The following is a 24,884-nucleotide window of genomic DNA, read 5'->3' as shown; positions in this document are numbered from 1 at the left end:
TCAGAAGAATATTCCAATTACTAAAACAATTGGTTGGTAGGTTACCATCTAGGGTGTATAAATTTTTTAGTAGTAATGATTTTCACGATAAAAATATTTCCCTTAAAAAGGCTAATGAATTATGAAACATTGTTTGGAATGATTTTATCTCAAATAACGTAAGGAATCCTTAAAAGTTACTATTGATAAAGAGTTTTCAAATCAAAAAAGCAGCAGGCTCACAACCTGCTGCTATTTACTGCTTACTTACTATACTGCACCGGCGCCGACGGCGAGGATTCGCCCAGCACGTTGACGGCGGTGACTTGGATCCAGACGGAGTTGGAGTCGGTTTTGAACGAGAAGTGCGGGTCCGAGGTGGAGCCCACCTTCGTGTAGGAGCCGCCTTCGGCATCGGACACGTAGACGTTGTAGCTCGTCACGAGGTCGAGCGCGCCGTTCGCCTCCCAGCTGACCGTGAACCCGCGCTCGTCCTTCTTGACGCTTACCTTGGCAGGCGAAGCGGGGAGCGGGCCGCTGTCGCTGTTGCCGCCGATCGTGCCGTCGCTGCCGCTGTCCGGCGTTTCGCCGTTCGGGTCCGGCGCCGAGCCGCCGTCCGGGAATCCGCCGCCGCCAAAGGCGCTGACGATCGCGCTTGGCGCCGATTCCTTGCCGGCCACGTCGACTGCCGTGACGTAATACGCGGTAGCGATGCCGGCCGAGCCGCCGTCCGTAATTGCAGCCGAATCGCCGACCAGCGCCGCTTTCCCGGTGTACTGGAACGTCACGCCGTCATCCGCGCGGTACAATCGGTAACCGACGACGTCTTTCTCCGTATTTTCGCTAAATGTAATCTTGGTAGCCCCACCGCTGCCCGACAAGGCGACATTCGCCGGAGGAGCCGGCGGTTGACCGTCGTCGACGCGCGGATCCGGTTTGTAGGGCGCATCCTCACCAGCATCCTTCGGCATATAGAAGCTCAGCGGTTTATGGCCGCCGGACATGCCGGCGAACGCCTTCTCCAACTGTTCCTTGAGCACTTTGATCGGCGTCTCGCGTTTCACCACGACCTTCTCGCGCAGCATATCGGAAGGCGTCGTTTCGAGCGGAATGTAGTTGACCCCTTCATACGTCACGTATTTGGCCCGGATCAGGACGTCGTCCGGCTCCGTCGGCACATATTTGGCGTTGAAAATATCCGTAACCAGCTTGCCGGCCTGCTGCGTCAGTTGGGTTGGCAGTTTGCCGCTGTAACCGGACACCGTCTTCTTCACGATGCCGTCCGGTTTGGTAAACGCTTCGGCCGCGAACAGCTCCGGCTCGTTTTCGGTCACTTCGTTCATGATCAGCGCCCAGATTTTCCGCGCCCGCGATTTGCCGGCATCCGACAGCGTATTGACCGGTTCGCGGTAGCCGATCCATACCCCCAGCGTGACGTCCGGCGAATACCCCATAAACCAGACGTCGGCGTAGTTTTGCGTCGTTCCGGTCTTGCCGACGACCGGGATTTTGCCATAGTTCTTGAAATCGCTTTTGATCGATTTGCCGGTGCCGTCCTTGATGACGGTGCGCAGCATATCGGTCATCAGGTAAGCCGTTTGCTCGGAAAATACCTGCTTCGGTTCGACCTTATGCTTATATACGATATCCCCTTTGGCGTCGGTGATTTTCTCGATCATGTAAGCATCGGTAAACTTCCCGCCGTTGGCAATGGCACTGTATGCGTTGGTCAGTTCCTCGACGGTGACGCCATATTTCAAGCCGCCGAGCACGCCGGTTTGGGCGCTGTAATCCTCGTCCTCCAGCGTTGTGATGCCGAGCTTCTTGGAGAAATCCCAGGCTTTGTCGATGCCGACGATGTTGTTGAACACCCGAAGCGCCGGGATGTTCCGCGATTCGTTCAGCGCGGTCCGCACCGTCACAAGGCCCTTGTAACCGCCGCTGGAATTGACCGGAATATGGAAGCCCTTCTGGTAGTCCTTCAAAATCATCGGCGAATCGTCGATGATGCTGGCCGGCTGGACGAGCCCGGCTTCGAGGGCCGGCAAATAAGCGGCGATCGGCTTCATCGTGGAGCCCGGCTGCCGTTTCATCTGCGTTGCATAGTTCATTTGCTCCGTGTAGAAGTCGCGTCCTTCGATCATCCCGAGGATCGCGCCGGTCTTGTTGTCGATCATCATCGAAGCGACTTGCTCCAGACCTTTCTTCTCGCTGAACGGCGAGAAATTGTCGGCGTTGTCCGACACCTTGTGCATGGAGTTGTAGACCTTCTTGTCGATGGTCGTGTAGACCCGGTACCCCCCGGTCAGCAGCTCCTGCCGGGCTTCCTCAAGGATTTGCGTGTTGGCGGCGACTTCCTCTTTGGTCATCTCCGGATTGTTGAGCATCGCAATAACGATCGCGCCTTGCCGTTCCGTCTCCAGCATCAGATACGGGAAGGTGTCGTAAGCCTTCTTCGTCGTTTTGGCCAGCGAACCCTTGATGTCGAATGCCATCGCTTCGTCATATTGCGCCTGCGTGATTTTGTTCTCCTCGAGCATGCGCTGCAGCACCAACTGCTGACGTTTCACGGCCCGACCAAAGGCCTCTTCGTTGAATTCGCCTTTGCCGTTAAAAGCGGAATACGTGGAAGGGAGCTGAGGCAAACCGGCCAAATACGCCGCTTGAGCGATGTTCAGATCCGCCAGATTGCTGATGTTGAAGAGGCCCTTCGCGGCGGCCTTGATGCCGTATACCTGATAGCCGTTCGAACCGTTGCCGAAAGGAACCTTATTCATATAAGCCGTGATGATTTCTTCCTTGGATAAAAAACGCTCCAGCCGAAGCGCCAGCAGCATTTCCTTGACCTTCCGGTCTTCGGTCTTATCCAGGTTCAGGAACACGCGGCGCGCCAATTGCTGCGTCAGCGTACTGCCGCCGGTCTGCACGTCTTCCTTGAGCAACCGCTGCTTGACCGCCCGCAGCGTGCCCTTAAAGTCGATACCGATGTGTTCCTCGAAATGGTTGTCTTCGATGGCGATTACCGCATCGAGTACGATTTGCGGGATCTCCTTGTAAGTGACGGGGCGTCGGTCCTCTTCGGAGCGGAGCTGGCCGATCGGTTGACCGTCACGGAAATAGGCGAAGCCCGTCATTTCATTATGGTTGATTTTCGCTTCAATGTCGGCGCGTGACCGTACCGGTTCGTCCTTGACGATGGAGGATACGTATCCGAATACGGCCCCCCCGACAAACAGCGCGCCGGCAAATCCAAACAGAACGAGCCAACCCGTTATCGCCCAGGCGATCCGGCCTTTTTTGCGCTTTCGGGCGGGTTTAGCGGGTTTTTCGCTCCGGTTGTTGCGCCGCAGCTTGCCGGAGTTTTTGTCGTTCTCATGATCCATGCATGATCCTCCTTTATAAACAGCAACATTATAGCATAAAAAAGGGGATTTGGATGTTTTTTCAGCGCATTTTGGCGTGTTGTAGAGCCTTGTTCATGCTTATGACCTAGTTTTCGTAGGTTTGACTTTGCAAATGCATCTATGTTATATATTATTTTAAATCGCATATCGACAAAAGGCTTGGAAAGACTCAGTAGAAGGCGGAATCCCGCCGCTCAGAGAATCGGTGGTCGCTGTGAACCGAATGGGCGGATCCCTTTTGAAATACCGTCTGGAGCCGTCCGGGGGAACGCGCGGGAACATGCCGATGCGCCAGTAGTCCGGTACCGGGGTCCCCCGTTATGTTAATGAAGTGAAAACCGTGCACGGTTCGCTCGCACCATCATGGACGAGATCCGGGCAGCGGTTTTAATTAGGGTGGTAACGCGAGTGCTCCTTCTCGTCCCTTGGGATGGGAAGGAGCATTTTTGCGTTCATTTTCATAGGTGTACTGAACAATTTGGATGGAGGTAAGAGCAATGAAGTGGGAAGAATTAAGCGCGGCGCAGCAAGCCGAGGTTGAACGCCAGCTTCAGGTGATTTCCCGCGGCGTGGTGGAGATCGTGCCGGAGGATGAATTGAAGCAGAAAGTGATCAAGTCAGTTGTGACCGGCAAGCCGCTTAAGGTGAAGCTGGGGCTGGACCCTTCCGCGCCGGACATTCACGTCGGCCATACGGTGGTGATGCAGAAGCTGCGCCAATTTCAGGAGCTGGGGCATCAGGTGCAGTTGATTATCGGCGACTTCACGGGGCGGATCGGCGACCCGACCGGAAAATCGGAAACCCGTAAGCAGTTGACCGAAGAAGACGTACAACGGAACGCGGAAACGTACCGTCAGCAAATTTTCAAAATTTTAGACCCGTCCAAAACCCAGGTCAATTTCAACTCCGAATGGCTGGCCCCGATGACGTTTGCCGATGTGGTGAAGTTATCCGCCAAGGTGACCGTGGCGCGCATGCTCGAACGCGACGATTTTACGAAGCGGTACACGAGCGGGCAGCCGATCAGCATCCACGAGTTTTTCTACCCGCTGATGCAGGGCATGGATTCGGTGGCGCTGGAAAGCGACATCGAGCTTGGGGGAACGGACCAGAAGTTTAATCTGCTCATGGGCCGGACGCTGCAAAAAGAATATGGCAAAGACACGCAAATCGCGATTATGACGCCGATCATCGAAGGCTTGGACGGCGTACAGAAGATGAGTAAAAGCCTCGGCAACTACATCGGCATCGACGAGGCGCCCAACGAAATTTACGGCAAAGCGATGTCCGTGCCGGACGAGCTGATGGCGAAATACTACGAGCTCGTGACGGACCTGTCCCTGGAAGAATTGGCCGCACTCACCGAGGGCCTTAAATCCGGGGATGTCCATCCGCGCGACGCCAAGATGAGACTCGCCCACACGCTGGTCCGGATGTACCATGGCCAGGAAGCGGCCGATGCAGCCCAGGAGCATTTCGTGACCGTATTCCAGCAGCGGGCGCTGCCGGAGGATATCGAGGAGAAGGAGATTCCTGCCGCGGAACTGGAGGATGGGAAAATCCGCCTGATCAAGCTGCTGACGCTGATCGGATTCGCCGCATCCAACGGGGAAGCCAAACGCAGCATCCAGCAGGGCGCGGTGAAGCTGAACGAAGCGAAGATCAGCGATCCGAACGCGGAAGTGGAACTGGCGGGCGGAGAGATCGTCCAAGTCGGCAAACGCAAATTCGCCAAGCTGCAAATCAATTAATATGAAAAGAACCCCGAAACGATTGGTTAGGGGTTCTCTTTATTAACACGAAAAAACCGGCCAAAGTCGATAACGACTTGGCCGGTTTGGCATTGATCAATCTTAACGGTTGTAGAATTCGACGATTTGCTTCTCGTCGATGTCTTGCGACAGCTCGGAACGCTCCGGCAAACGGATGTATTTGCCTTCCAGGGCCGTGTCGTTGAATTCCAGGTAAGCCGGAAGATGCGAACGGTTCTCCAAGGCTTCTTTCACCGAGGAAAGGCCGCGGCTTCTTTCGCGAAGACCGATCACGTCGCCGATGTTCACGCGGTAGGAAGCGATGTCCACTTTCTTGCCGTTCACGGTGACGTGGCCATGGGATACGAGCTGACGCGCGCCGGCGCGGGAGTTCGCGAAGCCCAGACGATAAACGAGGTTGTCCAACCGGCTTTCAAGCAGGAACATGAACGTTTCGCCCGCGATACCAGGCATGTGCTGCGCTTTCTCGAAGAGGGTGCGGAATTGCTTCTCGCCCAAGCCGTACATGTGGCGCAGTTTTTGTTTCTCGAGCAGCTGTGCTCCGTAGTTGCTTACTTTTCTGCGTTGGTTAGCGCCGTGTTGTCCCGGAGGGAACGGACGCTTCAAATCTTTGCCAGTACCGCTCAAGGAAATGCCGAGACGGCGGCTGAGTTTAAATTTAGGACCTGTGTAACGTGCCATTGTATAGGTAGACTCCTTTGTTGGTTAAATTTCGTATAGGGTTCTACTTGCGCGGGTTTTGTTTTGGATGAGCGAAGGATAGATGAAAGATACGCTCCCTGACAGGAAAGTTCAGCCGCTGTCCCGTCAGCAACAAAAACCGAGAGGGTGCTCGCATGCGTTACGCCCTAAGCAAGACTCTATCCAGTCTTTTTCAACAATATATATTATATGATTTAAGGGGATAAAGTCAATAAGGGGTTTTGTTGGGAAAGGCGTTTTTTTGTCGATAGGGCTTTTGGCCTAAAAAAATATCTTAAACCTTAGGAATTGTAATGCAAAACCCTTAGGAAGATAGTAAAATGGAGATAATAAATAAAAATCGGATTCCTACGAAATGGACAAGCTTGAACTTCAGGGAAGGAAGCTTGTCCGTTTGGTATTTATCGCAAGGCGAAGGCAAAAATCCAACGCAGCATATAAAGGAGCTTTTTTATGGCCGATCAATCCAAGGGTCAGCCGGTGCTGAGCCCGAATAGTGCATCTGTCCCGCCGCGGCTTGAGGATGGCGACAATTATACGGATTGGCTGCGGCAGCTAGATATTACCGTCCATGATTTTCCTTATATCGATTCTATTTTAAAACAGGGATATGCCGAGTGGCGCAAGCAGGTAAGCGAAATGCCCGAACTCGGCGAGGCTGTTTTTTTCATTTTCGGCAGCCGCGGCGAGAAGCTGCTTGCCGATTCGCTTAAAGCGAGAGAGCTATCGGATCCGTCCTGGTCCTTGCGGATGGAAGAGACGATTGCGGAGAGCCTTCGCGATCGTCAAGCGATCGCGGTCGAAACGGCGAACGGAGTTTATGTGGCCGTGCCGATGTTTACCCGCATTCATGGGGAGTTATTCGCCGCGTTCGGCTGCTTCTTGCGCAATTGCGGCGCCTCGGCGGCGACCCTGTTCGCGAAAACGGCGGCCCGGCTGTTTCTAACCTGTTTTTATCAGTGCTTTGAAGGCTTGTTCATATCCGATCTGCTGCGCGTCCAGCAGCAGGCCAAGCGCGAAGAACAGCGCCGCTCCAAGCTCTTCCAAGTGGTGCAGAAGCTCCATGACAAGATCGACGTGGATTCGGTCCTGACCGAAGTGTTCGAACGGGTTTCCGGGATGTATCCGGCAGCGAAGCTGGAGCTGTTGATGTCCCAGGATCATTTAAGCCGCGATCCGCGGGTCAAATCGCTGCAGTTGCACGGGCAGGGCGACGAGCTGTTCGTTCGGGCTTTCATGGAGGGCCGGATGCAGGTCAGGGAATCCGCGGATCCCGGCGAACGCGGCGAAAGACGGGTGGAAATCGCCGTGCCCCTCAGCGGCAAGCAAGGCGTGTACGGCGTTTTTCACTTGCAAATTCGGCGGGAAGAGATCGATGACGTGGATTTGCAGTTGATCGGCATGTTGGCCGATACGGCCGGCACGGCGTTCGAGAACGCCAAGCTGTACGAGCAGTCCAATGTGTTGATCAACGAGTTGAGGCTGATCAACGAGCTGACCAAACGGCTGAATCAAAGCCTGCGGCTCAAGGAAGTGTTCCAGTTTGCTACCGAAGAGCTGTTGTCGATTTTCAAAGCGGAATATTGCTGCATCTCCCAACTGAACAAGGAGCGGGAAACGTTCGAGATTATGTCCAGCAACGTGCCCGGGCTGTCGAAGGAGCATTTTCCAAAAAACTACGGGTTTAGCGGTCTGGTGTATTCCACGCAGGAGCCGATCATTCTGTCGGATTTCCAGGCATACGGCAAAGTATCCTCGAGATTTATGGAGGAGTCGGATTCCCGCTCGTTGATCACAGCCCCCCTAATCGTCCAGGGCGAAGTCAACGGGGTAATCATGTTGGCACACCGCAAGACTCGCTTCTTCTCTTACGACAATTACAAGCTGCTTCAGGTCTTGTCCACGCACATCGGCCTGGCGATCGCCAACGCTTCGCTGCATGCGGAGGTTCGCCGCATGGCCAACCGCGATATGTTGACCGGGCTTTACGCCCGCCACTATGTCGATGATGCGATTCAGGAGTTTCAGAAGAAGGATTCGAACGGATCCTTGATTCTCGTCGATATCGATCAGTTTAAGCAGGTCAACGATACCTACGGCCACCAGACCGGGGACAAAATCCTGAAACAGGTGTGCGCCATCGTCAAAAGCTCGATCCGCAAGACGGACATCGCCGCCCGTTGGGGAGGCGAGGAGCTGGCCGTGTATTTGCCGGGCGCGGGCGCCGATAACAGCTACCAAATCGCGGAAAAGATCAGGCTGCGCGTCGCGATGGATACCGATCCGCCGGTTACCGTGTCGTGCGGCATCGCGGAGTGGGTGCGCGGCGACGATAAGCTTAGTGTGGAGTCGCTGTTCTATCAGGCGGACATGGCTTTATATAAAGCCAAGAACAACGGGCGGAACCAAACGCAAATCGGGTCAAGAGACGATGCTCAAGCCCCGTAAATGCAATGGGACTCCCGGCGAATAGACCGGACGCCCCCGTGGCAGGCTACTGCTAGAGAAGGAAGCTGAATCATCCGGTATAAACCGGCTTATTCTTGAAGGCGGGGGCTTGCGCATGAGGGGAATGACACAGAGAGGGTTGAAATCCCGGATAGCCGGCATTGCAAGCGGGTTGCTGCTAGCGCTGGCACTGGCGTCCTGCGGGATGAACGAAGCAAAAACGCCGGAACAGTGGTTCGAGTTTACTTGGTCGGGCCTTGCCGGCTGCGATGCTCTGACGTTCCGCGGTCTGGCTGCCTTGCAGCTCCGAAACGAGCATGGGCTGGAAGAGAGCTTCAGTTATACGGGGCGCCTCCAGGAGCACCGGGAATTGAGCATCCGGGCCGAACCGGCCAGAGGTAGCTCCGGAACGCCCGGCGGACGGCTGCAGACGACGGGGTTATCGCAGCCAAGCGGATGGGAAGCCAAGCTGCGCTTAGAGAACGGGAACTGGCTGGTGCAATCCGATGACCCTAGCGCGCTGCTGCAAGGGGTTGTCCGGTTGAATCCGCTGGATCAACTGGAGGAAATCCGCATGGCGGCCAAGAAAACGATCACCTCCGAAAGCGGCGCGGCGCGGGGGACGAAGGTGCTCCGGATCGAGATGGATCCGGCCGAAGCCAGCATAAGGCTCAAGGATCGCCTGCTGGCCGAAATGGAGCTTGCCCGCGAGGGCTGGAACGAGCAGTTGGAAAGTGTTCCGGCGGATCGGCGGGAGAAGCTGCGAGGCGAATTGTCCAAGATTTGGACGGCGGGCAACGACCAGTTGTCGGCCATGCTCGAGCAGATGAACGCGTCGGTCGTCTATCACTTGACGATCAACCGCAAATCCGGACTTCCCGCCAGACTGACCTCCGAGACGACCATGGATTATCTGTCCGCGAAAGGCGTACCGCAGCGGGAGGTGCTGCGCACCGATAACCGATTCGAAGGTTATCAGTAGCGGAGCTGTCTTCGGTTAAGCTGACTTTCCGCCCCCATCGTGCTACAATAGCAGAAGAATTAACCAATGGTTAAACCATACGGGACACCTGAACGGCACGTTTGCCTAACGGAAGTCCCGTTACGAATTTTGGAGGAGAGTGAGCCAGATGCGAGATCCTAGAATTCAGAAGCTGGCGGAAAACCTGGTCGGTTATTCCGTTGACGTACAGCCGGGAGAGAACGTCCTGGTCGAAATGATCGGCGATGAACGCGATTTGCTGAAAGCGGTGGTCGAAGAAGTAGGGAAAAAGGGCGGGAACGCCTTCGTCGAGATTACCGACCGTACCGTGCAGCGTTCACAGTTGAAATACGCCACCGAAGATGGCATGAAAACCTGGGCCGAATACGATTTGAAACGGATGCAAATGATGGACTGCTACATCGGCATTCGCGCGGGTTCCAACGTTAACGACATGTCCGACGTGCCCGAGGACAAGATGAAGCTGTACAACTCGCTTTATTCTCATCCCGTACATAGCGAACAACGGGTGAAGCACACGAAATGGGTCGTGCTCCGTTATCCGAACGCCAGCATGGCGCAATTGGCCAACACAAGCACCGAAGCCTTCGAGGATTTCTACTTCGATGTGTGCAACCTGGATTATGCCAAAATGGACCGGGCGCAGGACGCCTTAGCCGAGCTGATGAACAAAACGGACCGAGTGCGGATCGTCGCTCCGGGCACCGACCTGAGCTTCTCGATTAAGGATATCCCGGCCATCAAATGCTCCGGCCAGAAGAATATCCCGGACGGCGAAGTCTATACCGCTCCGGTTCGGGATTCCGTAAACGGCACGATCAGCTACAATGCGGCAACGCTGTATAACGGCATCACGTTCGAGAACATCAAATTCCGCTTCGAAAACGGCAAAATCGTCGAGGCGACGAGCAATGATACGAAACGCATGAACGAAATCCTGGATTCGGACGAAGGGGCCAGATACATCGGGGAGTTTGCGATCGGCTTCAACCCGTACATCCTGCATCCGATGAAGGACATTTTGTTCGACGAGAAAATCGCCGGCAGCCTGCACTTTACGCCGGGTCAAGCTTACGAGGAGGCCGACAACGGCAACCGTTCTTCGATTCACTGGGATCTCGTGCTGATCCAGCGTCCGGATTACGGCGGCGGAGAAATTTATTTCGACGATGTACTGATCCGCAAAGACGGCATTTTCGTTCTCCCCGAGCTGGCGGGATTGAACCCGGAAAACTTGAAATAAGAAGAAATTCCCTTGCTAGGAAAGCGGATTCAATGTATGATTGAAGTATGTAATTTCCAAAGTTAAAGACGGAGGGATTCCCATGGCCACGAACAATGAAGCGGTAGTCGAAATTGCCCAAACTGCCGGCAAATTCACTTCTTCCATTGTGCTTCAAACGGACAACAAGTATATCGACGTTAAAAGTATTCTCGGCCTCTTCACCACACTCGTAAACACGAAGAGCTATGAGCTTCACGTTCACGGACCGGATGCGGAAGAAGCGAAGAAAGCCGTAACCGAAGTGTTTGCCAAACACGGTTTGGAAGTCAAAGTCGTCGCCGAATAACGAAACGAAAGAAACGCTCCCGCTTACGGCGGGGGCGTTTTTTAATGACCGCAAACAGCGGCGCCCGGCGGTTTCCGGCGAATCGGTTAATTTGCAGAGGTTCTTGTATTGGCCTTCGATTTCGTCTAATATTAAGATTAGAGCAGAATGGTAGGCGATTTTGGACATAGGGGGGAAAAAGCATGACTTCATCTGAGTTGCAGGAGCAACTAAACCTGAAAGCACTTAATCTTCTGAAAGAAGATGCAGATAAAATCGAGAAGCTGATCGAAGTACAGATGGAGAACTTGGCGACACGTTACTGCCCTCTCTATGAGGAAGTGCTGGATACCCAGATGTATGGATTCTCCAGGCAAGTGGATTACGCGATTCGCGTCGGACTTATTCAAGAGACGATAGGCAAGCAAATCCTCAGCAGATTGGAACGAAATTTGGCTACGCTGTATGAAGCCATGAACAATAAACAACAGTAAACGTTTCTGTTGCCTAAATGATGCAAGCGTATGTTTTCGGATGTTTCCGATAGCATACGTTTGTTTTGTTTTCGGAGGCGTTATTCGAGATAAAACGAAAAGTGATTATTTGGAAAAAATCGAATGTAACGATTTTACTCAAACTAAGCTGTGAAGGTCTGCATTTGCTTTAAATCGACTTCCGATTTACAATGATATTAATGAGGTTGAAGGAGGAATGACCATGACCGAACAACTGCAGTTGGATAATGGGCTGATTCGGATTTCAGACGATGTCGTTGCGAAAATCGCCGGAATGGCCGCTCTGGAGACACCGGGGATTGCCGCGATGTCCGGCGGATTGTCCGAAGGCTGGGCGAAACGGTTAAGCGGCAAAAATGTGCAAAAAGGTGTTACGGTCGAAGTCGGTCAATTGGAGGCGGCGATCGACCTGCGTATTATCGTGTTGTACGAAACGCCGATCCACGAGGTTTGCCGGATGCTTCAGCAAAATGTTCGTGAAGCGGTAGAGAGCATGACGGGGCTTAAAATTGTGGAAGTCAACGTGAAAGTCGAGGGCGTCGCGTTTAAGGACGATGAAGTCTGATCGATCCTTCCTTGACCTTCTGCAGCATATAGAGTTTCGCTTTCGGCCTCGAATGACCGGATTGCTGGTTTAAGCGCAAAAAAGACTACGAAGCATAAGCCTCGTAGTCTTTTTGTTTTTCCTTACAACCCGCGCCTCGTTTGGCGCATTTCAAACGGCGTCGCTTCGCGGACGACCACCGATTTGGTGCGCTCCTGCTTCGCCGGCAGGGACGATTCGCGCGAGATGCTAAGCACGATGCCCATCGAAACCATCGTAACGAGCAGCGATGAGCCGCCGTAGCTGATGAACGGCAGGGTGACGCCGGTAACCGGAATCGTATTCGTGACGCCGCCGATATTGACGAACGCCTGGATCGCGATCAATCCCATGATGCCGACGCCGACGAGCGTACCGTACGTGCTTTGGCAGCGCAGCGACACGAGCAGCCCTCGCCAGATGAAATAAATGTAGAAGAGCAGGAAAATCAAGGTGCCGATAAACCCGAATTCTTCGCCGATGACGGAAAAAATAAAGTCGTTGTAGGCATTCGGCAAATAATGCAGCTTCTGGATGCCTTGTCCGAATCCGGTACCGGTAACCCCGCCGTGGCCGATCGCCGTCATGGACTGGATCAGGTTATAACCGATCCCCTGCGTATCCTGCCAAGGGTCCAGAAATGCTTGGATCCGGCCCATCCGGTAATCGCCGCCGGAAGCGGCGGCGGGATCCGGCGGGTTGATTTTACTCCACAGCGCCCCGACGCCCAGCACCATGCTGGCGCCGAGCACGAGCAGCGCGATCGAGCCGAGAATATGCTTCAGGTTGGCGCCTCCGGCGAAAATAATCAATCCGGCGGTAGCGACAAGAATCAGGCAAGAGCCGAGATCCGGCTGGAGCATGATCAAGCCGGCGATGAAGCCGACGATCACCATGACCGGGATATACCCGGTTCGCAAATCGCGAAAGCGTTCGCCTTTCTTGGAAATCAGTGCCGATAAATACAGGATGGTCGTAATTTTCGCCAGCTCCGTCGGTTGAATGCCTAATGACCCCAGCTTGAGCCAACTGCTCGCCCCATTGATGGATTCGGCGAAGGGAACGATCAAAAGCAGAATAATCGCCAAAATGAACACGGGAACAAACAGCTTCTTATATTTCTCATAAGGGATATTCATCGTCACGAACATGCCGACAAGCCCGAGCAAACCAAATATAATTTGCCGTTTGGTAAAATACATCGGGTCAGAGTCGAAATTTTCGTTGACCAGCGTGATGCTGGAGCTGGAGCTGAACACCATGACGATCCCGAACCCCACCAGCAGCAGGGTGAGGATAAGCAATTGGAAATCGGGGGCTCCGCGTCTTGGTCTCTCTGTGCCTTCTCTCATCGCTGATTCACTTAGGCTTCGAGAAGTTCCTTCAGTTCCGTCAATTTATGATTGGCGGTTTTCATAACCAGTGCGGGAATCTCCGATTCGTATTCCAAACCGTGCGGAAAAGTGGCCCGCCCCATGTAGACCGCTTCGATCGCCAGTACCGTGTCCGGACGCTCCAATTTGCCTTCCACCGCGCGCGTATTGATGCGCAGATAGTAGTCGCTGTTGTTGTATTCGATTTTATAATCGTATGTAGCGCGGTAGTATTCCCATTGCCAGCGTACGAAGCCCAGCTTCTCCGCAGCTTCGTCCAAGTAACCCAAATCGCTTTGCAATCCGTCCAATCCGGTATTTTCTACGATCATTGTAAAGAGTGCCCCCTTAAAAATATTGGTCCCAAAAGCTTGCTTGTCAAAATGTGAACTTTCGTCAAACTTATCATACTTATCCTCATGATATTATGTTTCCATCGGTTGTGCAAGCAGGAGAAAACCTCGCAAATCGGCGGTTTCCCGCAAGGTTGACCTGATCCGCGAACCGGTTTTCTGCTACAATAAGCTAAACAAGATCGCGGAAAAAAGAGGAGTGGGACGATGGAGGAGAAGCTGTTGAGCGATTTGTTCCCGTCCATGGTGGATCGGCGGCGGCATTTCCACCGCCATCCGGAGCTTTCTTTCATGGAGAAGGAGACGTCGGCGCAGATCGCCGGGATATTGCGGGAACTGGGGATCGAAACCTCCGTCAATGTCGGCGGGTTCGGCCTCGTGGCCAAAATCCGGGGAGACCTTCCCGGCAAAACGGTGGCGCTTCGGGCCGACATGGACGCGCTGCCGATCCAGGACGAGAAGACCTGCGAATACGCCTCGCAGCACCCCGGCGTGATGCACGCCTGCGGGCATGACGGCCATACGGCGACGCTGCTGGCCCTGGCGGAATATTATGCCCGGACGAAAGCGAAGCTGCGCGGGGAAATCCGTCTGATCTTCCAACCGGCGGAAGAGGTATGTCCTGGCGGGGCGAAAGCGATGATCGAGGAAGGAGCGCTGGAGGGCGTGAACGTCATTTACGGGGTGCACCTGTGGACGCCGGTTCCCGTCGGCACCGTGGCGAGCGCGCCCGGGCCGCTCATGGCTTCGACGGATGAATTCTTCATCGACGTGCAAGGGCGCGGGGGCCACGGCGGCATGCCGCATACAACGGTGGACAGCGTCGTGGCGGCCTCCGCGTTGGTGCTGCAGTTGCAAAGCGTGGTCAGCCGTTCGATTGATCCATTGGATCCGGCCGTCGTGACGATCGGCTCCATCCAGGGCGGTACGGCGCAAAACATCATCGCCGACCGCTGCAGGCTGTCCGGCACGGTCCGCTGCTTCCGCGAGGAGACGCGGGAGCGGATCCGCGAGCGGATCCACGTTCTGGCCCTTAACACGGCAGAGGCATACGGCGCGAAGGCTCATATCAACTATATGATGGGCTACCCGAGCCTGGTGAACGACGAGGGAGAATACCGCCGTTTTAGAAAAGTGGCTCCCGGCGTCTTCGGACTTCGGGCCGAGATGTCGCCGAAGATTATGCCGGCGGAGGACTTTGCCTACTATTTGCGGGAGGTCCCCGGCTGCTTCATGTTCGTGGGGGCGGGAAATCCCGGCAAAGGCGCGGTGTACCCGCACCACCACCCGAAATTCGACATCGATGAGGACGCTATGCTGCATGCGGCGGGGCTGCTGGCCGCGATGGCGGAATCCTATCAGAACGAACGCGCATAAACCGTTCCCTTCTTAGGCACGCTATGACCGAAGGAGGGATATATGTTGAGAAAAGTCAGCGAAATCATGACCGAACAGGTCGTTACCGTGTCACCGCAGGATAATGTCTACGAAGTGGCGGTTAAAATGAAAGAAAACGACACGGGTTTTATTCCGGTGGTCGAAGGCGGAGATAAGCTGATCGGCGTGATTACCGACCGGGATTTGGTGATCCGAGGCATCGCCGAGAAGCGCCCCGGGTCCACGGCAGTCGAAGAAGTGATGACCAAAGGGATCAAGACCGCTTCCCGCGACATGTCGGTGGACGATGCGGCCGAACTGATGGCGCAGCAACAAATCCGCCGGCTGCCGGTATGCGAAGGGGATCGCTTGATCGGGATCGTGTCGATCGGCGATATGGCCGTGCGCAATATTTTTGCCGATAATGCGGGAGAGGCTTTGTCCGAAATTTCGGAGCAGGTGCACTAGGACGAAGAGGAAACCAATCGGAGAGGTTCGCGGCTGCGGCGGCGAACTTCTCTTTTTGCTGGCTGACGGCCGACGGAACGAAAGGAGGGGGCAAACCGATGAATGAAACTAGAGCATGCATCGTTCAGCGAGATTTGACGGTGCTGTTGGAGAAGGAGCATCCCGGCTTCGAAACGGCGCGGGAGCGGTTGTCCCATTTTGCCGAGTTGGTGAAGAGCCCGGCTTTTTATCATACATATCGAATCACTCCGCTGACGTTATGGCATGCGGCGTCCTGCGGAATGGACGCGGACGGGGTGCTGGAAGAGCTTGTGTCCATGGCACGTTACGGGCTGCCGAGCGGGGCGGCTGAAGACATTCGCCGCTGGATGGGTCGGTACGGGCAGCTAAAGCTTCGTCCGGTTCCCGGCGAACCGGACAAGCTGGAATTGGAATACGGCGGCGCGGAAGTTGGCTTCCTGGAGCAAATGGCCCGCCAGCTCGCTTTACCGGCGGGAACATCGAGCCGAGTGGACGAGCGGCATCTCCGCCTGCCGGCCTCTTTCCGCGGCCAATTAAAACAGGAGCTTGCCCGCCAGGGTTATCCCGTGCTCGACGAAGCGGGGTACCATCAAGGCCGCACCCTTAAGTTTGCGCTCCGGGAGGAGCTGGAAGGGGGGCGGCCGTTTAGGCTCAGACCCTACCAGCAGGAAGCCGTCGCGGCGTTTGCCGGCCGGGCCGGCGACGGCGGCAGCGGCGTTGTGGTGCTCCCCTGCGGCGCGGGCAAAACCGTGGTCGGCCTGGCGGCGATGGAACGGTTTCAATGCGAGACGCTGATCCTGACCTCCAACGTGACTTCGGTGCGCCAGTGGATTGCCGAACTGAACTCCAAAACGACGCTGCCGGCCGCAGCGATCGGGGAATATTCGGGCGAGAAGAAACAGGTGAAACCCGTTACCGTATCCACATATCAAATTTTGACGCATCGGACGCGGAAAGAGGATGGATTCAAGCACATGTCTTTGTTTAACGAACGCGATTGGGGCCTGATCATTTACGACGAAGTGCACTTGCTGCCGGCCCCGATCTTTCGTGCGACGGCCGACATTCAGGCGACGAGGCGCCTAGGCTTGACCGCCACGCTGATTCGCGAAGACGGCTGCGAACGGGACGTCTTCTCCTTGATCGGACCGAAGCGGTACGACGTTCCGTGGAAAGCCCTGGAGGAAAGCGGGTTTATCGCGCGGGTCGATTGCGAGGAAATCCGGGTGGCGATGTCCGAATCCCAACAGGGCAAATACGTTCAAGCCGAAGGACGGGAGAAGTTTCGCATCGCTGCGGAAAATCCGTACAAGAACGAGATCGTGCGGCGGCTGTTGGACCGGCATCGCGACCGTCAGGTGCTGATTATCGGACAGTACTTGGACCAGTTGGAGAGCATGGCAAGGGAGCTCCGGGTTCCGCTGATTACCGGAAGCACGCCGCAGGCGGAGCGAGGCAGACTGTTTCAGGCGTTCCGCGAAGGGGAACTGCCGGTTCTGGCGGTCTCGAAGGTGGCCAATTTTGCGGTGGATTTGCCGGATGCGTCGGTAGCGATCCAAATTTCCGGCAGCTTTGGCTCTCGCCAAGAGGAGGCGCAGCGCTTGGGCCGGATCCTGCGGCCGAAGCGGGATGGCGGTCGGGCTTATTTTTATACGCTTGTATCGGAGAACACCCGGGAGCAAGAGTTTGCCTTGCGGCGTCAGTTATTCTTGCTGGAACAAGGTTACGAGTATGCCGTACGGCGGGATCGGGAGGGGAGTGAAGCATGAGCATGGGATCGGGAATGCCGGCCTATGAAGGCGATCGCCCTTTGGAGCGGGTGGACGAATCCGCTTTGAACGAGGCGGGCGGAGAGGCGCTCCGGCTCCTGTTTCGCCGTTACGCCGGGCAGCCGTTTAAGCTGGAGCAGGTGAGCGCCGCAGCGGCCGGAGGCATGAGCGGAGCGGACCTTCGCGCGGCGCTGCCGGCGCTGCTGCGCTCCGGGACTCTTGCCGCGGTGCGGAAAGCCTGGGGCGAAAAACTGTACTACCTGCCGCTGGACCGGCTGCTGGAGATGTGGAACGAGTGGGGGTACGCGGAACTGCGCGAGCAGGACCCGGCACGCGTTGAGCTGCGCCGGGAGGCCAAACCGGGCCTGGCGCTGGATTTGTTCCGCGCCTTAACCTGGATCGCCGGCAACGGGCTGCGAATGACGGCCAAAGGGACCATACATCAGAAGGAGCGCGGCAAGCTGGAGAACCGAATTGCGCTGAAAGCGGAGGATGTCACCGGTTTGCGGCTGAACTATCCGCATCCGGACGCGTATTCTCCCGCGTTTGCCGTTGTATTGGATCTGTTGCTGGCGTTAGGCCTGATTGCCAAGGAGCGGGCGGTGTGGCGGGTGGATCCTCGGGGCTTGGCGCAGTGGCTGTCCTTGGACCTGCCGGCGATGAACGGGATCCTGCTGCGCGAGCTGCTGCAGCGTTATGTCCCGGCCGATGCCGGGCTGCAGCATGTCGCCCTGCGATTGACGGCGGCGGACCTCAAATCCGGCGTCTGGTATTCGCTGGAGGAACTGCTCGGTTCGCTCCAGGACCAGGGGCTGCTGGGGCCGGAAGCGGGTTCGTCCCCGGAGCGCGAGGCCTGGATCGAAGGTTGGCTGGACGCCCTTTGCGGCTGCGGTTGGATGGAGCTGGGCCGCCATCCCGAGGACGGCGCAATGTTCCGTTGGCTGATCGAACGGGAGTTACCCGGCTTGGCGGGGGCTCGAACCGCTGCGGGCAAGCTGATCGTACAGCCTGATTTTGAGCTATTCGTCCCGCCGGACGTGCCGTTTACGGTTCGCTTCGAGCTGGAAGCCTGCGCCGAAATGACTTCGTCCGGCGTGATGAGCGTCTACCGCCTGACGCGTGCGGGGCTGGAGCAGGCTTGCCGGCTGGGCCGAACGCCGCAGGATATCCTGCGGCTGTTGGAGGCGCATTCCGCCGGTATACCGGAGCCCGTTCGCGACGCGCTCCTTCAATGGGGCCGGGAAATCGGACGTACGACGCTGTCCGAAGCGAAGTTGCTGTGCTGCGCGGACGCGGAAGCCGCGGATCGTATCGCCGGCCTGCCGTCGCTGGACGGCAAGCTGGAGCGGATCGGGCCGCTCCATTTTCTGGTGAATTCGGGCTGCGAGGCGGAAGTCTTGAAGCTCTTGGACGGAGAGCGGTTGGCGCCTGTCCATCGGCAAGCGCCAGATGGGGATGAACCGGTTTATCCGAAGCTGACGGAAGCCGCTTGGCCCGATGGCGGGGAACTGAAGCGGCTGGAAGGCCAAGGCTGGATCTACAAAGGGGCGGACCTGCATTTTTACGAGCCGGATCCAGATCCGCCGAAGGTTGAGGAATTGTTCCCCGGATTGTCCGAGGTCCCTGTCATGTGGTGGAAGGAGCTGCGACGGTATCATGCCTCGACCGCCCGGGAACTGGTCGAACGAGCCCTGGCATGGCACGCCAAGCTCTTGCTGCAACTCGGCGGGGAGACGGTTCTATGCGTGCCGCTAGCCGTAGAAGGGGAAACGGATTGGCAGGTAAAGGTTTGGCTGCTTCATTCGTCCGGGGAGCCAAGAGAGGAACGCGTAATCTCTCCCGGAGACTGGCAGGCGATTCGCCTGATTCTCCCGGCAAGTTTACGCTAAACGGGAGATTAGGAAGGATGAACCTCTTCTGCTCGCTAAAGGATTGTGGTATGATAATGTCGTCTACCCAAGGGTGGAACATTAACCGCAAAAGCGAGATGAAAATTCATGAGCGTAATCGCGAAGAACACGGTCGACATGGCCGAAGTGCTGATAAACGCCTATGAATTGGGCGATATGATAAATCAATCCGCCGCCGTTTCCGAATACTTGCATTGGAAGCGGCGCGTGGAGGAGGACAGCGAGATTCAGGCGTGGGTCAGGAAGCTGGAAGCTCAAAAAGAACTGTTCCGGGAGACCGAGCGTTTCGGCCATTTCCATCCCAACTATCACGAAGCCAAGGATAAAGTGGCCGAGGTTGAGCGGGAATTGGAGCGTTTCGAGGCGGTCCGCAAGTTCAAGGCAGCCGAAGACGAGTTGGACGACATCCTTCACACGATGTCGGAAATGATCGCTTATGCCGTTTCCGAAACGATCAAGGTGCCAAGCAATGATCCGAACCCGAAAGGCGGATGCGGCAGCGGCGGGAAATGCAGCTGCGGCTAATGCGCACGGGCAGCCGAGAATTCCGGAAGAAGCGGCAAGTCCGCCTTGGCTTGCCGGAATTTTCAACAGTTGAGGAACGGAGGGGAAAGTCATGTTTCCGGAGCGCACAGGCTATATCATTTGGGTAAGCGACCTCAAAGCGGCAAGGAATTTGGATAAATACGGAAGCGTGCATTATTTGTCCCGCCGGATGCATTATGTGGTGATGTATGTCAATGCCGACCGGGCGGAGGAAACGATGCGGAACATCCGCAAGCTGTCCTATGTCCGCAAAATCGAACGGTCTTACCGCGGGGAAATCAAAACGGAATACAGTAAGGATGTCCCCGACAAAACCCGCTTCTACGGCTTGTAAACGAAAAAATTTCAACCGAACGGAAGCGAAAGGCACCCGTGCAGCGATTCATTCGTTGCGCGGGTTTTTTTGCGTCTGAAATCCGCTTGCGGAATGAATGTCCTATATACAAAATGGGTCATAAGTTCTAAAAAACTCCTTATTTCTACAAAAATAGCGCTTTAATCTTGTGGAAAATTAGGGGTTGTTGTAATATAATAGGCGAAAGTGCTTAGTTAAAAAGACCTAATTATTGGTTCTGTTTTGGAGATTTATATAATGCGAGGTGCGGCATGAGAGACAGGGCAACGGAACGCTGGAGAACCTATGAATCTTTCCATATTGCGCTAGGGGACAAGAGGGTTGCCGATATCGTAGTGACGAACCATGCCAAGCTCAGATATCAGGATCGGATCGATCGGGATCATATCGGGTTCGAACAGATTGCCGGATGGGCTTGGGAATGTCTGAAGCAGGGACGGATTACGCCGTATTATCGGAAGGAAGAGGACGTTTATCTGATTGATGACGATCTCGTGATGGTCGCCGAATTTGCGGAAATTCCCGGTGAATTCGATCTTGCCGGACGCCCGCTGCACCGCATGATCATCGTGACCTTCTTGGGACGGATGTCGGAGACGATCGAGCTGCGCGATTTGAAATCCTATTACTCCTGGCTTCGCCACTCCCGGCGGATGACGTTGATGAAGAACAGCCGTAAGCGCCGGTAGAATCGGCGCGTTTAAGAAGATGAAGACGATGCGGAATCAAGCATGCCGGCGAGCGGCATGCTTTTTTTGTTGGCCCGGGCATGCTATTGTAAGTGGGAGGTCCCAAAGATCGGTTTTCAAACAACCTCTGTATGGGAATGAAAGGGGAGGGCCGGACGATGGCGTTGAACTACCACCAGCTTCATATCTTCTATACGGTGGCGCAGCGGGGCAGTTTCTCGGCAGCCGCCCAGGCGCTGCACATGACCCAACCTGCGGTCACGATGCAAATCCAATCGCTGGAAGACTACTTCGGCACCAAGCTGCTGATACGCTCCACGAAAAAAATCGAATTGACCGAAGCGGGGCAAACCCTGCTTCCGTATGCGCGCCAAAGCGTGGAACTGATCCGCGAAACGGAGCAGGCCATGTCGCGGCATACGTCTATGCTGGAGGGGCGGCTTCTGCTCGGCTCCAGCCTGACGATCGGGGAATACGTATTGCCCCGGTTGCTGGGGCCGTTCGGGCAGCGGTATCCGCATATTTCGATCGTCATGAAGGTGATCAATACGACGCAAATCATCGATGAGATCGTGAACCACCAGCTCAATTTCGGGCTGGTCGAAGCGCAGGTAGCGCACCCGGACATGGTGTCGGAGCCCGTCATGGAGGATGAGCTCAAGCTGATCGTTCCCTCTGGCCATCCGTTGACGGGGAGAAGGTCTGTCACGGTGGAAGACGCGATCCAGTATCCTTTTGTGCTGCGGGAGAAAGGCTCCGGCACCCGTCAGGTGATGGAGGACGAAATGCGAAGACGCGGGGTCGATCTCGGCCAAATCCGCACCGTCATGGAGCTAGGCAGCACCGGCGCGGTCAAATCGGCGGTCGAAGCCGGGATCGGCATCACGATTATTTCGCCCTCCTCCGTCAAGCATGAGCAAGCGCTGGGGCTGCTGGAGGTGCTGGATATCGAAGGATTGTCGTTCAAACGGATGTTTTATTCGATTCATCTGAAATCTACGCTACTGCCGGTGACTGCGGTCACGTTTTTGACCTTTTTGCGGGAATATTCGCAGTCGACTTGAAGACTTAACGATACAATAAGGACGGGATAAGCATGGAAAAGCAAACGGGAGAGCGCTATGACCTGCATACGCACACCCAAGCTTCGGACGGGATGAACAAGCCGGCGGAAAACGTGCGGCTGGCCAAGGAGAAAGGGCTGGTTGGCCTCGCGATTACGGATCACGATACGGTCGCCGGGATCGCGGAGGCGCTTCTCGCCGGGAAGGAACTTGGCCTAGACGTCGTACCCGGCATCGAAATCAGTACCCGGGCGGGGGATAAAGACATCCACGTGCTGGGGTATTTCGTGAACCCGCAGGACGAACGGCTTCAGGAGCGATTGGGCCGGCTTCGGTCGGTGCGGGAGGAGCGGAATAGGATGATCATCGCCAAGCTGCGGCAATTGGGCCTTTCGATCACGCTGGAGGAAGTGAAGGTCGGGCTGGCCCGGCCGCTGCGCCCGGACGAAAGCCTCGGCCGGCCGCATATCGCCGACGCGCTTGTCCGCAAAGGTTATGCGGCCGATCTGCGCGACGCGTTTGACCGGTATTTGGCCGAAGGCAAACCGGGATACGCTTCCCTGCCGCGCATCGCTCCGGAGGAGGCGTTCGCGTGGATTCGCGAGGCGGGCGGTGCGCCGGTGCTGGCTCATCCCGGGCTGTACGGGGATGACGAACTGGTGCGGTCGATCCTGGAGCGCGGGAAGCCGGCCGGGATCGAGGTTTACCATTCCGACCACGGGCCGGAGGAGGAGCGCCGTTATGCCGCGATGGCCGAACGATACGGGCTGATCGCCACCGGCGGTTCCGATTACCATGGCGTGCGGCAGGGCGTCGTTTTCCACGGCGATTTGGGCGGACGCACGGCTCCGCCGGGTACGGTGGAACGGCTAAGGCAGGCAGCGGCAGCCGGGCGGGCTGCGAGCAACTGAAAAACGGTGCCCAAAGGGGCTTATGGGCTCCCTGCGGCGCACCGTTTTTTAGTTACTCAAATGCAAAAGTGCAGCTCATTCTGCGGGAAATTGCCTTCTTTGGCGTATGAGATGCAAAAGTGCAGCTCGTTAGAGGCACAAACGCCCCAATCCCGCGTGAAGCTGGGAATCAACTGTACATTTACACCTGACTGGCTATCTTCGGCAATTTTCGGGAGGTTCAGCTGCACTTTTGCATTTGGACCTTATGCGGGCGGGTAAGACTCCCGTAAGCCGCAAGCCACAAACCGCCAAGCCCACAAACCGCGGCCATCAGCCGTTCTTCACCGTATTCGGCAGCGCCTTGATCAACTGCTCGTCCGGCGTGACGAACAACGTCCGCTGGTGGTCGTAAATGACGAAGCCGGGTTTGGCGCCGTTTGGCTTGCGGACATGGCGAATGAGCGTGCAATCGACCGGGACGCTGCTGGACTCTTTCGCCTGGCTGAAATAAGCGGCGAGCTGTGCGGCCTCATTCAGCGTCGCGTCGCCGTACGACTCGCTGCGGATCAGCACGTGCGAACCCGGGATATCCTTCGTATGGAGCCAGGTATCGTTGGGTTTACCGAGCCGGTTCGTGACGTATTCGTTTTGCAGATTGTTTTTGCCGACGTAAATTTCGATGCCCTCCGACGAGGTATAGACATGCAGCGTCGGTCGGTCGTTTTTTTTCTTCTTCTTGCCCCGTTTGGCCCGATCCCGCAAATATCCCTGCTGGGTTAGCTCCTCGCGGATTTCGTCGATATCGCTTAACGTCGCGTCGTTCAACTGCTGGAGCAAGCCTTCAAGATAGGCGATTTCCCCCTTGGCCAGCTCCATCTGCTCATCAATGACGGCAAGGCTGTTCTTGAATTTGTTGTATTTCTTAAAATAACGCTGGGCGTTCTCCGACGGCGTCAGCAGCGGATCCAGCGGAATCGTCTCCGTTCTCTGCTCTTCATCGTAGTAGTTGACCAGCTCTACGCGGGTGTCGCCCTTGCGGATCGTATGCAGGGACGGCAGAAGCAGCTCGCCCCAGATGCGGTAACGTTCCGCATCCTCCGCTTCGTTCAAGTCCTGCTCCAGATTGGTCAGCTTCTTCACGTTTTTGTTCCGTTCGTTCTGCAGGAAGCGCAGCAGGTCGCTCGTTTTCTGCTTGACCGTGTCCCGCAGCGCTTTATCACCATAGTAATCCTCCATGCATTCGCTGATGGAAGGATAGGTTCGAATTTCCCCGCGGGCGCTGATGAGCCGGACGGCGGAAAAGATGCTTTTCCCCTTGGCGTTCTCACCGGTCATGGGCGTGTACCGCTGGTCGCGAATCCCCCCCATGAATTCGGAAAAAGCCGTCCACAGCCGCTCCGCTTCCTCCGGGTTCAGCCCGATCTCCATCGCGGCCTCGCCAACTGCCGCACGGGCATAGATTTCGCCGGCGATCAGCGGGCTCATTCCGGCGAAGGCGTCGACCAACCAGCCGCTGCCGGCGCCTTTGCCTTCGGCCGCCGCCGCTTGCCAGGCGGCCAGAAAAGCCTCGCGATCCGCCTCGAGCGGATTGCGTTTATGCTGCTCCGGCGGCGCCGTATAGGCAAAGCCGGGCATCACGACCCGATAGCCGGAAATCGCCGGCGTCACGTGATGGATTCCGTCCAGTTGGGTGCCGGTGGCCGGGTCGATCAGGATGATATTGCTGTGCCTTCCCATCAACTCGATAATGATCCGCTTGACGGACAGATCGCCAAGCTCGTCGCGCGTACGGACGTCAATGTGGATGATCCGCTCCATGCCGACTTGGGTCACGGCTTCGATCGTCCCGCCTTCGCAGTACTTGCGCAGCAGCATGCAGAACATCGGCGCTTCCAGCGGATTCGGAAACGACGCTTCCGTGAAATGGACCCGCGGATATGTCGGGTTTGCCGACAGCAGCAGCCGCTTGTTTCCGGCCTGCGTGCGCAGGTGAAAGACGAGGTCGCTTGCTGCGGGCTGATGTATTTTATTGATGCGACCGCCGGTGCAGGCTTGAAGCTCATGCACGATCGCTCTGGTTACGATGCCGTCGAGTGCCATTTTATGATAT

The 24,884-nt window shown here is 56.1% G+C and carries 21 protein-coding genes and 1 other annotated feature; of the genes, 16 read left to right on the top strand and 5 right to left on the bottom strand.

The annotated features are described in order from the left end of the window. Positions 1-242: 242 nt before the first annotated feature. A complete protein-coding gene (locus tag ACZF99_RS16035) occupies positions 243-3,362 on the bottom strand; it encodes a transglycosylase domain-containing protein (protein ID WP_483606084.1) in 3,120 nt (1,039 codons plus the stop codon). Positions 3,363-3,534: 172 nt separating this feature from the next. Next, positions 3,535-3,812, top strand: a binding site (T-box leader). A 68-nt stretch (positions 3,813-3,880) separates the two neighbouring features. On the opposite strand from ACZF99_RS16035, the gene tyrS reads away from it, so the two are divergent. Then, complete coding sequence (gene tyrS / locus ACZF99_RS16030) at positions 3,881-5,134, top strand: tyrosine--tRNA ligase (protein ID WP_483606083.1); 1,254 nt, start codon at positions 3,881-3,883, stop codon at positions 5,132-5,134. A 102-nt stretch (positions 5,135-5,236) separates the two neighbouring features. Here the strand turns inward: tyrS and rpsD are convergent, their stop codons facing one another. Then, a complete protein-coding gene (gene rpsD / locus ACZF99_RS16025) occupies positions 5,237-5,836 on the bottom strand; it encodes a 30S ribosomal protein S4 (protein ID WP_483606082.1) in 600 nt (199 codons plus the stop codon). A gap of 474 nt (positions 5,837-6,310) precedes the next feature. Between rpsD and ACZF99_RS16020 the strand changes: the two genes are divergently transcribed. The 6 genes from ACZF99_RS16020 (at position 6,311) to ACZF99_RS15995 (ending at position 11,938) form a co-directional block, all read left to right on the top strand. After that, on the top strand, positions 6,311-8,305 hold the full coding sequence (locus ACZF99_RS16020) for a diguanylate cyclase (RefSeq protein ID WP_483606081.1): 1,995 nt from the start codon (positions 6,311-6,313) through the stop codon (positions 8,303-8,305). Positions 8,306-8,420: 115 nt separating this feature from the next. Further along, positions 8,421-9,287, top strand: coding sequence for a hypothetical protein (locus ACZF99_RS16015; RefSeq protein WP_483606080.1), 867 nt, complete (start codon positions 8,421-8,423; stop codon positions 9,285-9,287). 148 nt (positions 9,288-9,435) lie between these two features. Then, entirely contained in the window at positions 9,436-10,551 is a 1,116-nt protein-coding gene (locus ACZF99_RS16010) for an aminopeptidase (protein WP_483606079.1), read from the top strand. Between the two features lie 82 nt (positions 10,552-10,633). After that, a complete protein-coding gene (locus tag ACZF99_RS16005) occupies positions 10,634-10,879 on the top strand; it encodes an HPr family phosphocarrier protein (protein WP_483606078.1) in 246 nt (81 codons plus the stop codon). Between the two features lie 182 nt (positions 10,880-11,061). Continuing rightward, positions 11,062-11,352, top strand: coding sequence for an Fpa/YlaN family protein (locus tag ACZF99_RS16000; RefSeq protein ID WP_483606077.1), 291 nt, complete (start codon positions 11,062-11,064; stop codon positions 11,350-11,352). 223 nt (positions 11,353-11,575) lie between these two features. Further along, positions 11,576-11,938 carry an Asp23/Gls24 family envelope stress response protein gene (locus ACZF99_RS15995; RefSeq protein ID WP_068785076.1) on the top strand — a complete coding sequence of 121 codons (363 nt, stop codon included), beginning with the start codon at positions 11,576-11,578 and terminating at the stop codon, positions 11,936-11,938. Between the two features lie 122 nt (positions 11,939-12,060). Here ACZF99_RS15995 and ftsW read toward each other — a convergent pair whose 3' ends face one another. Then, positions 12,061-13,308 carry a putative lipid II flippase FtsW gene (gene ftsW, locus ACZF99_RS15990; protein ID WP_483606076.1) on the bottom strand — a complete coding sequence of 416 codons (1,248 nt, stop codon included), beginning with the start codon at positions 13,306-13,308 and terminating at the stop codon, positions 12,061-12,063. Positions 13,309-13,319: 11 nt separating this feature from the next. Continuing rightward, positions 13,320-13,661 carry a YugN family protein gene (locus tag ACZF99_RS15985; RefSeq protein WP_483606075.1) on the bottom strand — a complete coding sequence of 114 codons (342 nt, stop codon included), beginning with the start codon at positions 13,659-13,661 and terminating at the stop codon, positions 13,320-13,322. A 228-nt stretch (positions 13,662-13,889) separates the two neighbouring features. On the opposite strand from ACZF99_RS15985, the gene ACZF99_RS15980 reads away from it, so the two are divergent. The 9 genes from ACZF99_RS15980 (at position 13,890) to ACZF99_RS15940 (ending at position 22,792) form a co-directional block, all read left to right on the top strand. After that, on the top strand, positions 13,890-15,059 hold the full coding sequence (locus ACZF99_RS15980; protein ID WP_483606074.1) for an amidohydrolase: 1,170 nt from the start codon (positions 13,890-13,892) through the stop codon (positions 15,057-15,059). A 45-nt stretch (positions 15,060-15,104) separates the two neighbouring features. Next, complete coding sequence (locus tag ACZF99_RS15975) at positions 15,105-15,527, top strand: CBS domain-containing protein (RefSeq protein ID WP_483606073.1); 423 nt, start codon at positions 15,105-15,107, stop codon at positions 15,525-15,527. A gap of 98 nt (positions 15,528-15,625) precedes the next feature. Continuing rightward, on the top strand, positions 15,626-17,317 hold the full coding sequence (locus ACZF99_RS15970) for a DNA repair helicase XPB (protein ID WP_483606072.1): 1,692 nt from the start codon (positions 15,626-15,628) through the stop codon (positions 17,315-17,317). Further along, positions 17,314-19,206 (top strand): helicase-associated domain-containing protein, encoded by a 1,893-nt coding sequence (locus ACZF99_RS15965; protein ID WP_483606071.1) that lies wholly within the window; start codon positions 17,314-17,316, stop codon positions 19,204-19,206. The genes ACZF99_RS15970 and ACZF99_RS15965 overlap by 4 nt, the downstream gene beginning before the upstream one ends. A 108-nt stretch (positions 19,207-19,314) precedes the next feature. Further along, a complete protein-coding gene (locus ACZF99_RS15960; protein WP_483606070.1) occupies positions 19,315-19,752 on the top strand; it encodes a YlbF/YmcA family competence regulator in 438 nt (145 codons plus the stop codon). Between the two features lie 91 nt (positions 19,753-19,843). Next, positions 19,844-20,107 carry a YlbG family protein gene (locus ACZF99_RS15955; RefSeq protein ID WP_059043766.1) on the top strand — a complete coding sequence of 88 codons (264 nt, stop codon included), beginning with the start codon at positions 19,844-19,846 and terminating at the stop codon, positions 20,105-20,107. 272 nt (positions 20,108-20,379) lie between these two features. Continuing rightward, positions 20,380-20,817, top strand: a complete 438-nt coding sequence (locus ACZF99_RS15950; RefSeq protein WP_483606069.1) for a hypothetical protein — start codon at positions 20,380-20,382, stop codon at positions 20,815-20,817. Between the two features lie 158 nt (positions 20,818-20,975). After that, the gene (locus tag ACZF99_RS15945; protein ID WP_483606068.1) at positions 20,976-21,881 is read left to right on the top strand and encodes a selenium metabolism-associated LysR family transcriptional regulator; all 906 of its coding nucleotides are present in this window, start codon (positions 20,976-20,978) and stop codon (positions 21,879-21,881) included. A gap of 32 nt (positions 21,882-21,913) precedes the next feature. Next, the gene (locus ACZF99_RS15940) at positions 21,914-22,792 is read left to right on the top strand and encodes a PHP domain-containing protein (RefSeq protein ID WP_483606067.1); all 879 of its coding nucleotides are present in this window, start codon (positions 21,914-21,916) and stop codon (positions 22,790-22,792) included. A gap of 312 nt (positions 22,793-23,104) precedes the next feature. Here ACZF99_RS15940 and ACZF99_RS15935 read toward each other — a convergent pair whose 3' ends face one another. After that, positions 23,105-24,874, bottom strand: a complete 1,770-nt coding sequence (locus ACZF99_RS15935; protein WP_483606066.1) for an Rqc2 family fibronectin-binding protein — start codon at positions 24,872-24,874, stop codon at positions 23,105-23,107. Positions 24,875-24,884 lie beyond the last annotated feature (10 nt).

Source organism: Paenibacillus sp. JL3B1040 (assembly GCF_057063165.1).
The sequence above is the reverse complement of the archived record's forward strand: the minus strand, read 5'-3'. Positions and strand labels throughout refer to the sequence as shown.

Excerpts from the sequence above, each read along its gene's own strand:
- ACZF99_RS15985 (WP_483606075.1), bottom strand. The coding sequence starts at position 13,661 with ATGATCGTAGAAAATACCGGATTGGACGGATTGCAAAGCGATTTGGGT.
- ACZF99_RS15955 (WP_059043766.1), top strand. The coding sequence starts at position 19,844 with ATGTTTCCGGAGCGCACAGGCTATATCATTTGGGTAAGCGACCTCAAA.
- ACZF99_RS15935 (WP_483606066.1), bottom strand. The coding sequence starts at position 24,874 with ATGGCACTCGACGGCATCGTAACCAGAGCGATCGTGCATGAGCTTCAA.
- ACZF99_RS15945 (WP_483606068.1), top strand. The coding sequence starts at position 20,976 with ATGGCGTTGAACTACCACCAGCTTCATATCTTCTATACGGTGGCGCAG.
- rpsD (WP_483606082.1), bottom strand. The coding sequence starts at position 5,836 with ATGGCACGTTACACAGGTCCTAAATTTAAACTCAGCCGCCGTCTCGGC.
- ACZF99_RS16005 (WP_483606078.1), top strand. The coding sequence starts at position 10,634 with ATGGCCACGAACAATGAAGCGGTAGTCGAAATTGCCCAAACTGCCGGC.
- ACZF99_RS15980 (WP_483606074.1), top strand. The coding sequence starts at position 13,890 with ATGGAGGAGAAGCTGTTGAGCGATTTGTTCCCGTCCATGGTGGATCGG.
- ACZF99_RS15995 (WP_068785076.1), top strand. The coding sequence starts at position 11,576 with ATGACCGAACAACTGCAGTTGGATAATGGGCTGATTCGGATTTCAGAC.
- ACZF99_RS16010 (WP_483606079.1), top strand. The coding sequence starts at position 9,436 with ATGCGAGATCCTAGAATTCAGAAGCTGGCGGAAAACCTGGTCGGTTAT.
- ftsW (WP_483606076.1), bottom strand. The coding sequence starts at position 13,308 with ATGAGAGAAGGCACAGAGAGACCAAGACGCGGAGCCCCCGATTTCCAA.
- ACZF99_RS16020 (WP_483606081.1), top strand. The coding sequence starts at position 6,311 with ATGGCCGATCAATCCAAGGGTCAGCCGGTGCTGAGCCCGAATAGTGCA.
- ACZF99_RS16035 (WP_483606084.1), bottom strand. The coding sequence starts at position 3,362 with ATGGATCATGAGAACGACAAAAACTCCGGCAAGCTGCGGCGCAACAAC.
- ACZF99_RS15960 (WP_483606070.1), top strand. The coding sequence starts at position 19,315 with ATGAGCGTAATCGCGAAGAACACGGTCGACATGGCCGAAGTGCTGATA.
- ACZF99_RS16000 (WP_483606077.1), top strand. The coding sequence starts at position 11,062 with ATGACTTCATCTGAGTTGCAGGAGCAACTAAACCTGAAAGCACTTAAT.
- ACZF99_RS15950 (WP_483606069.1), top strand. The coding sequence starts at position 20,380 with ATGAGAGACAGGGCAACGGAACGCTGGAGAACCTATGAATCTTTCCAT.
- ACZF99_RS15940 (WP_483606067.1), top strand. The coding sequence starts at position 21,914 with ATGGAAAAGCAAACGGGAGAGCGCTATGACCTGCATACGCACACCCAA.
- ACZF99_RS15970 (WP_483606072.1), top strand. The coding sequence starts at position 15,626 with ATGAATGAAACTAGAGCATGCATCGTTCAGCGAGATTTGACGGTGCTG.
- tyrS (WP_483606083.1), top strand. The coding sequence starts at position 3,881 with ATGAAGTGGGAAGAATTAAGCGCGGCGCAGCAAGCCGAGGTTGAACGC.
- ACZF99_RS15965 (WP_483606071.1), top strand. The coding sequence starts at position 17,314 with ATGAGCATGGGATCGGGAATGCCGGCCTATGAAGGCGATCGCCCTTTG.
- ACZF99_RS16015 (WP_483606080.1), top strand. The coding sequence starts at position 8,421 with ATGAGGGGAATGACACAGAGAGGGTTGAAATCCCGGATAGCCGGCATT.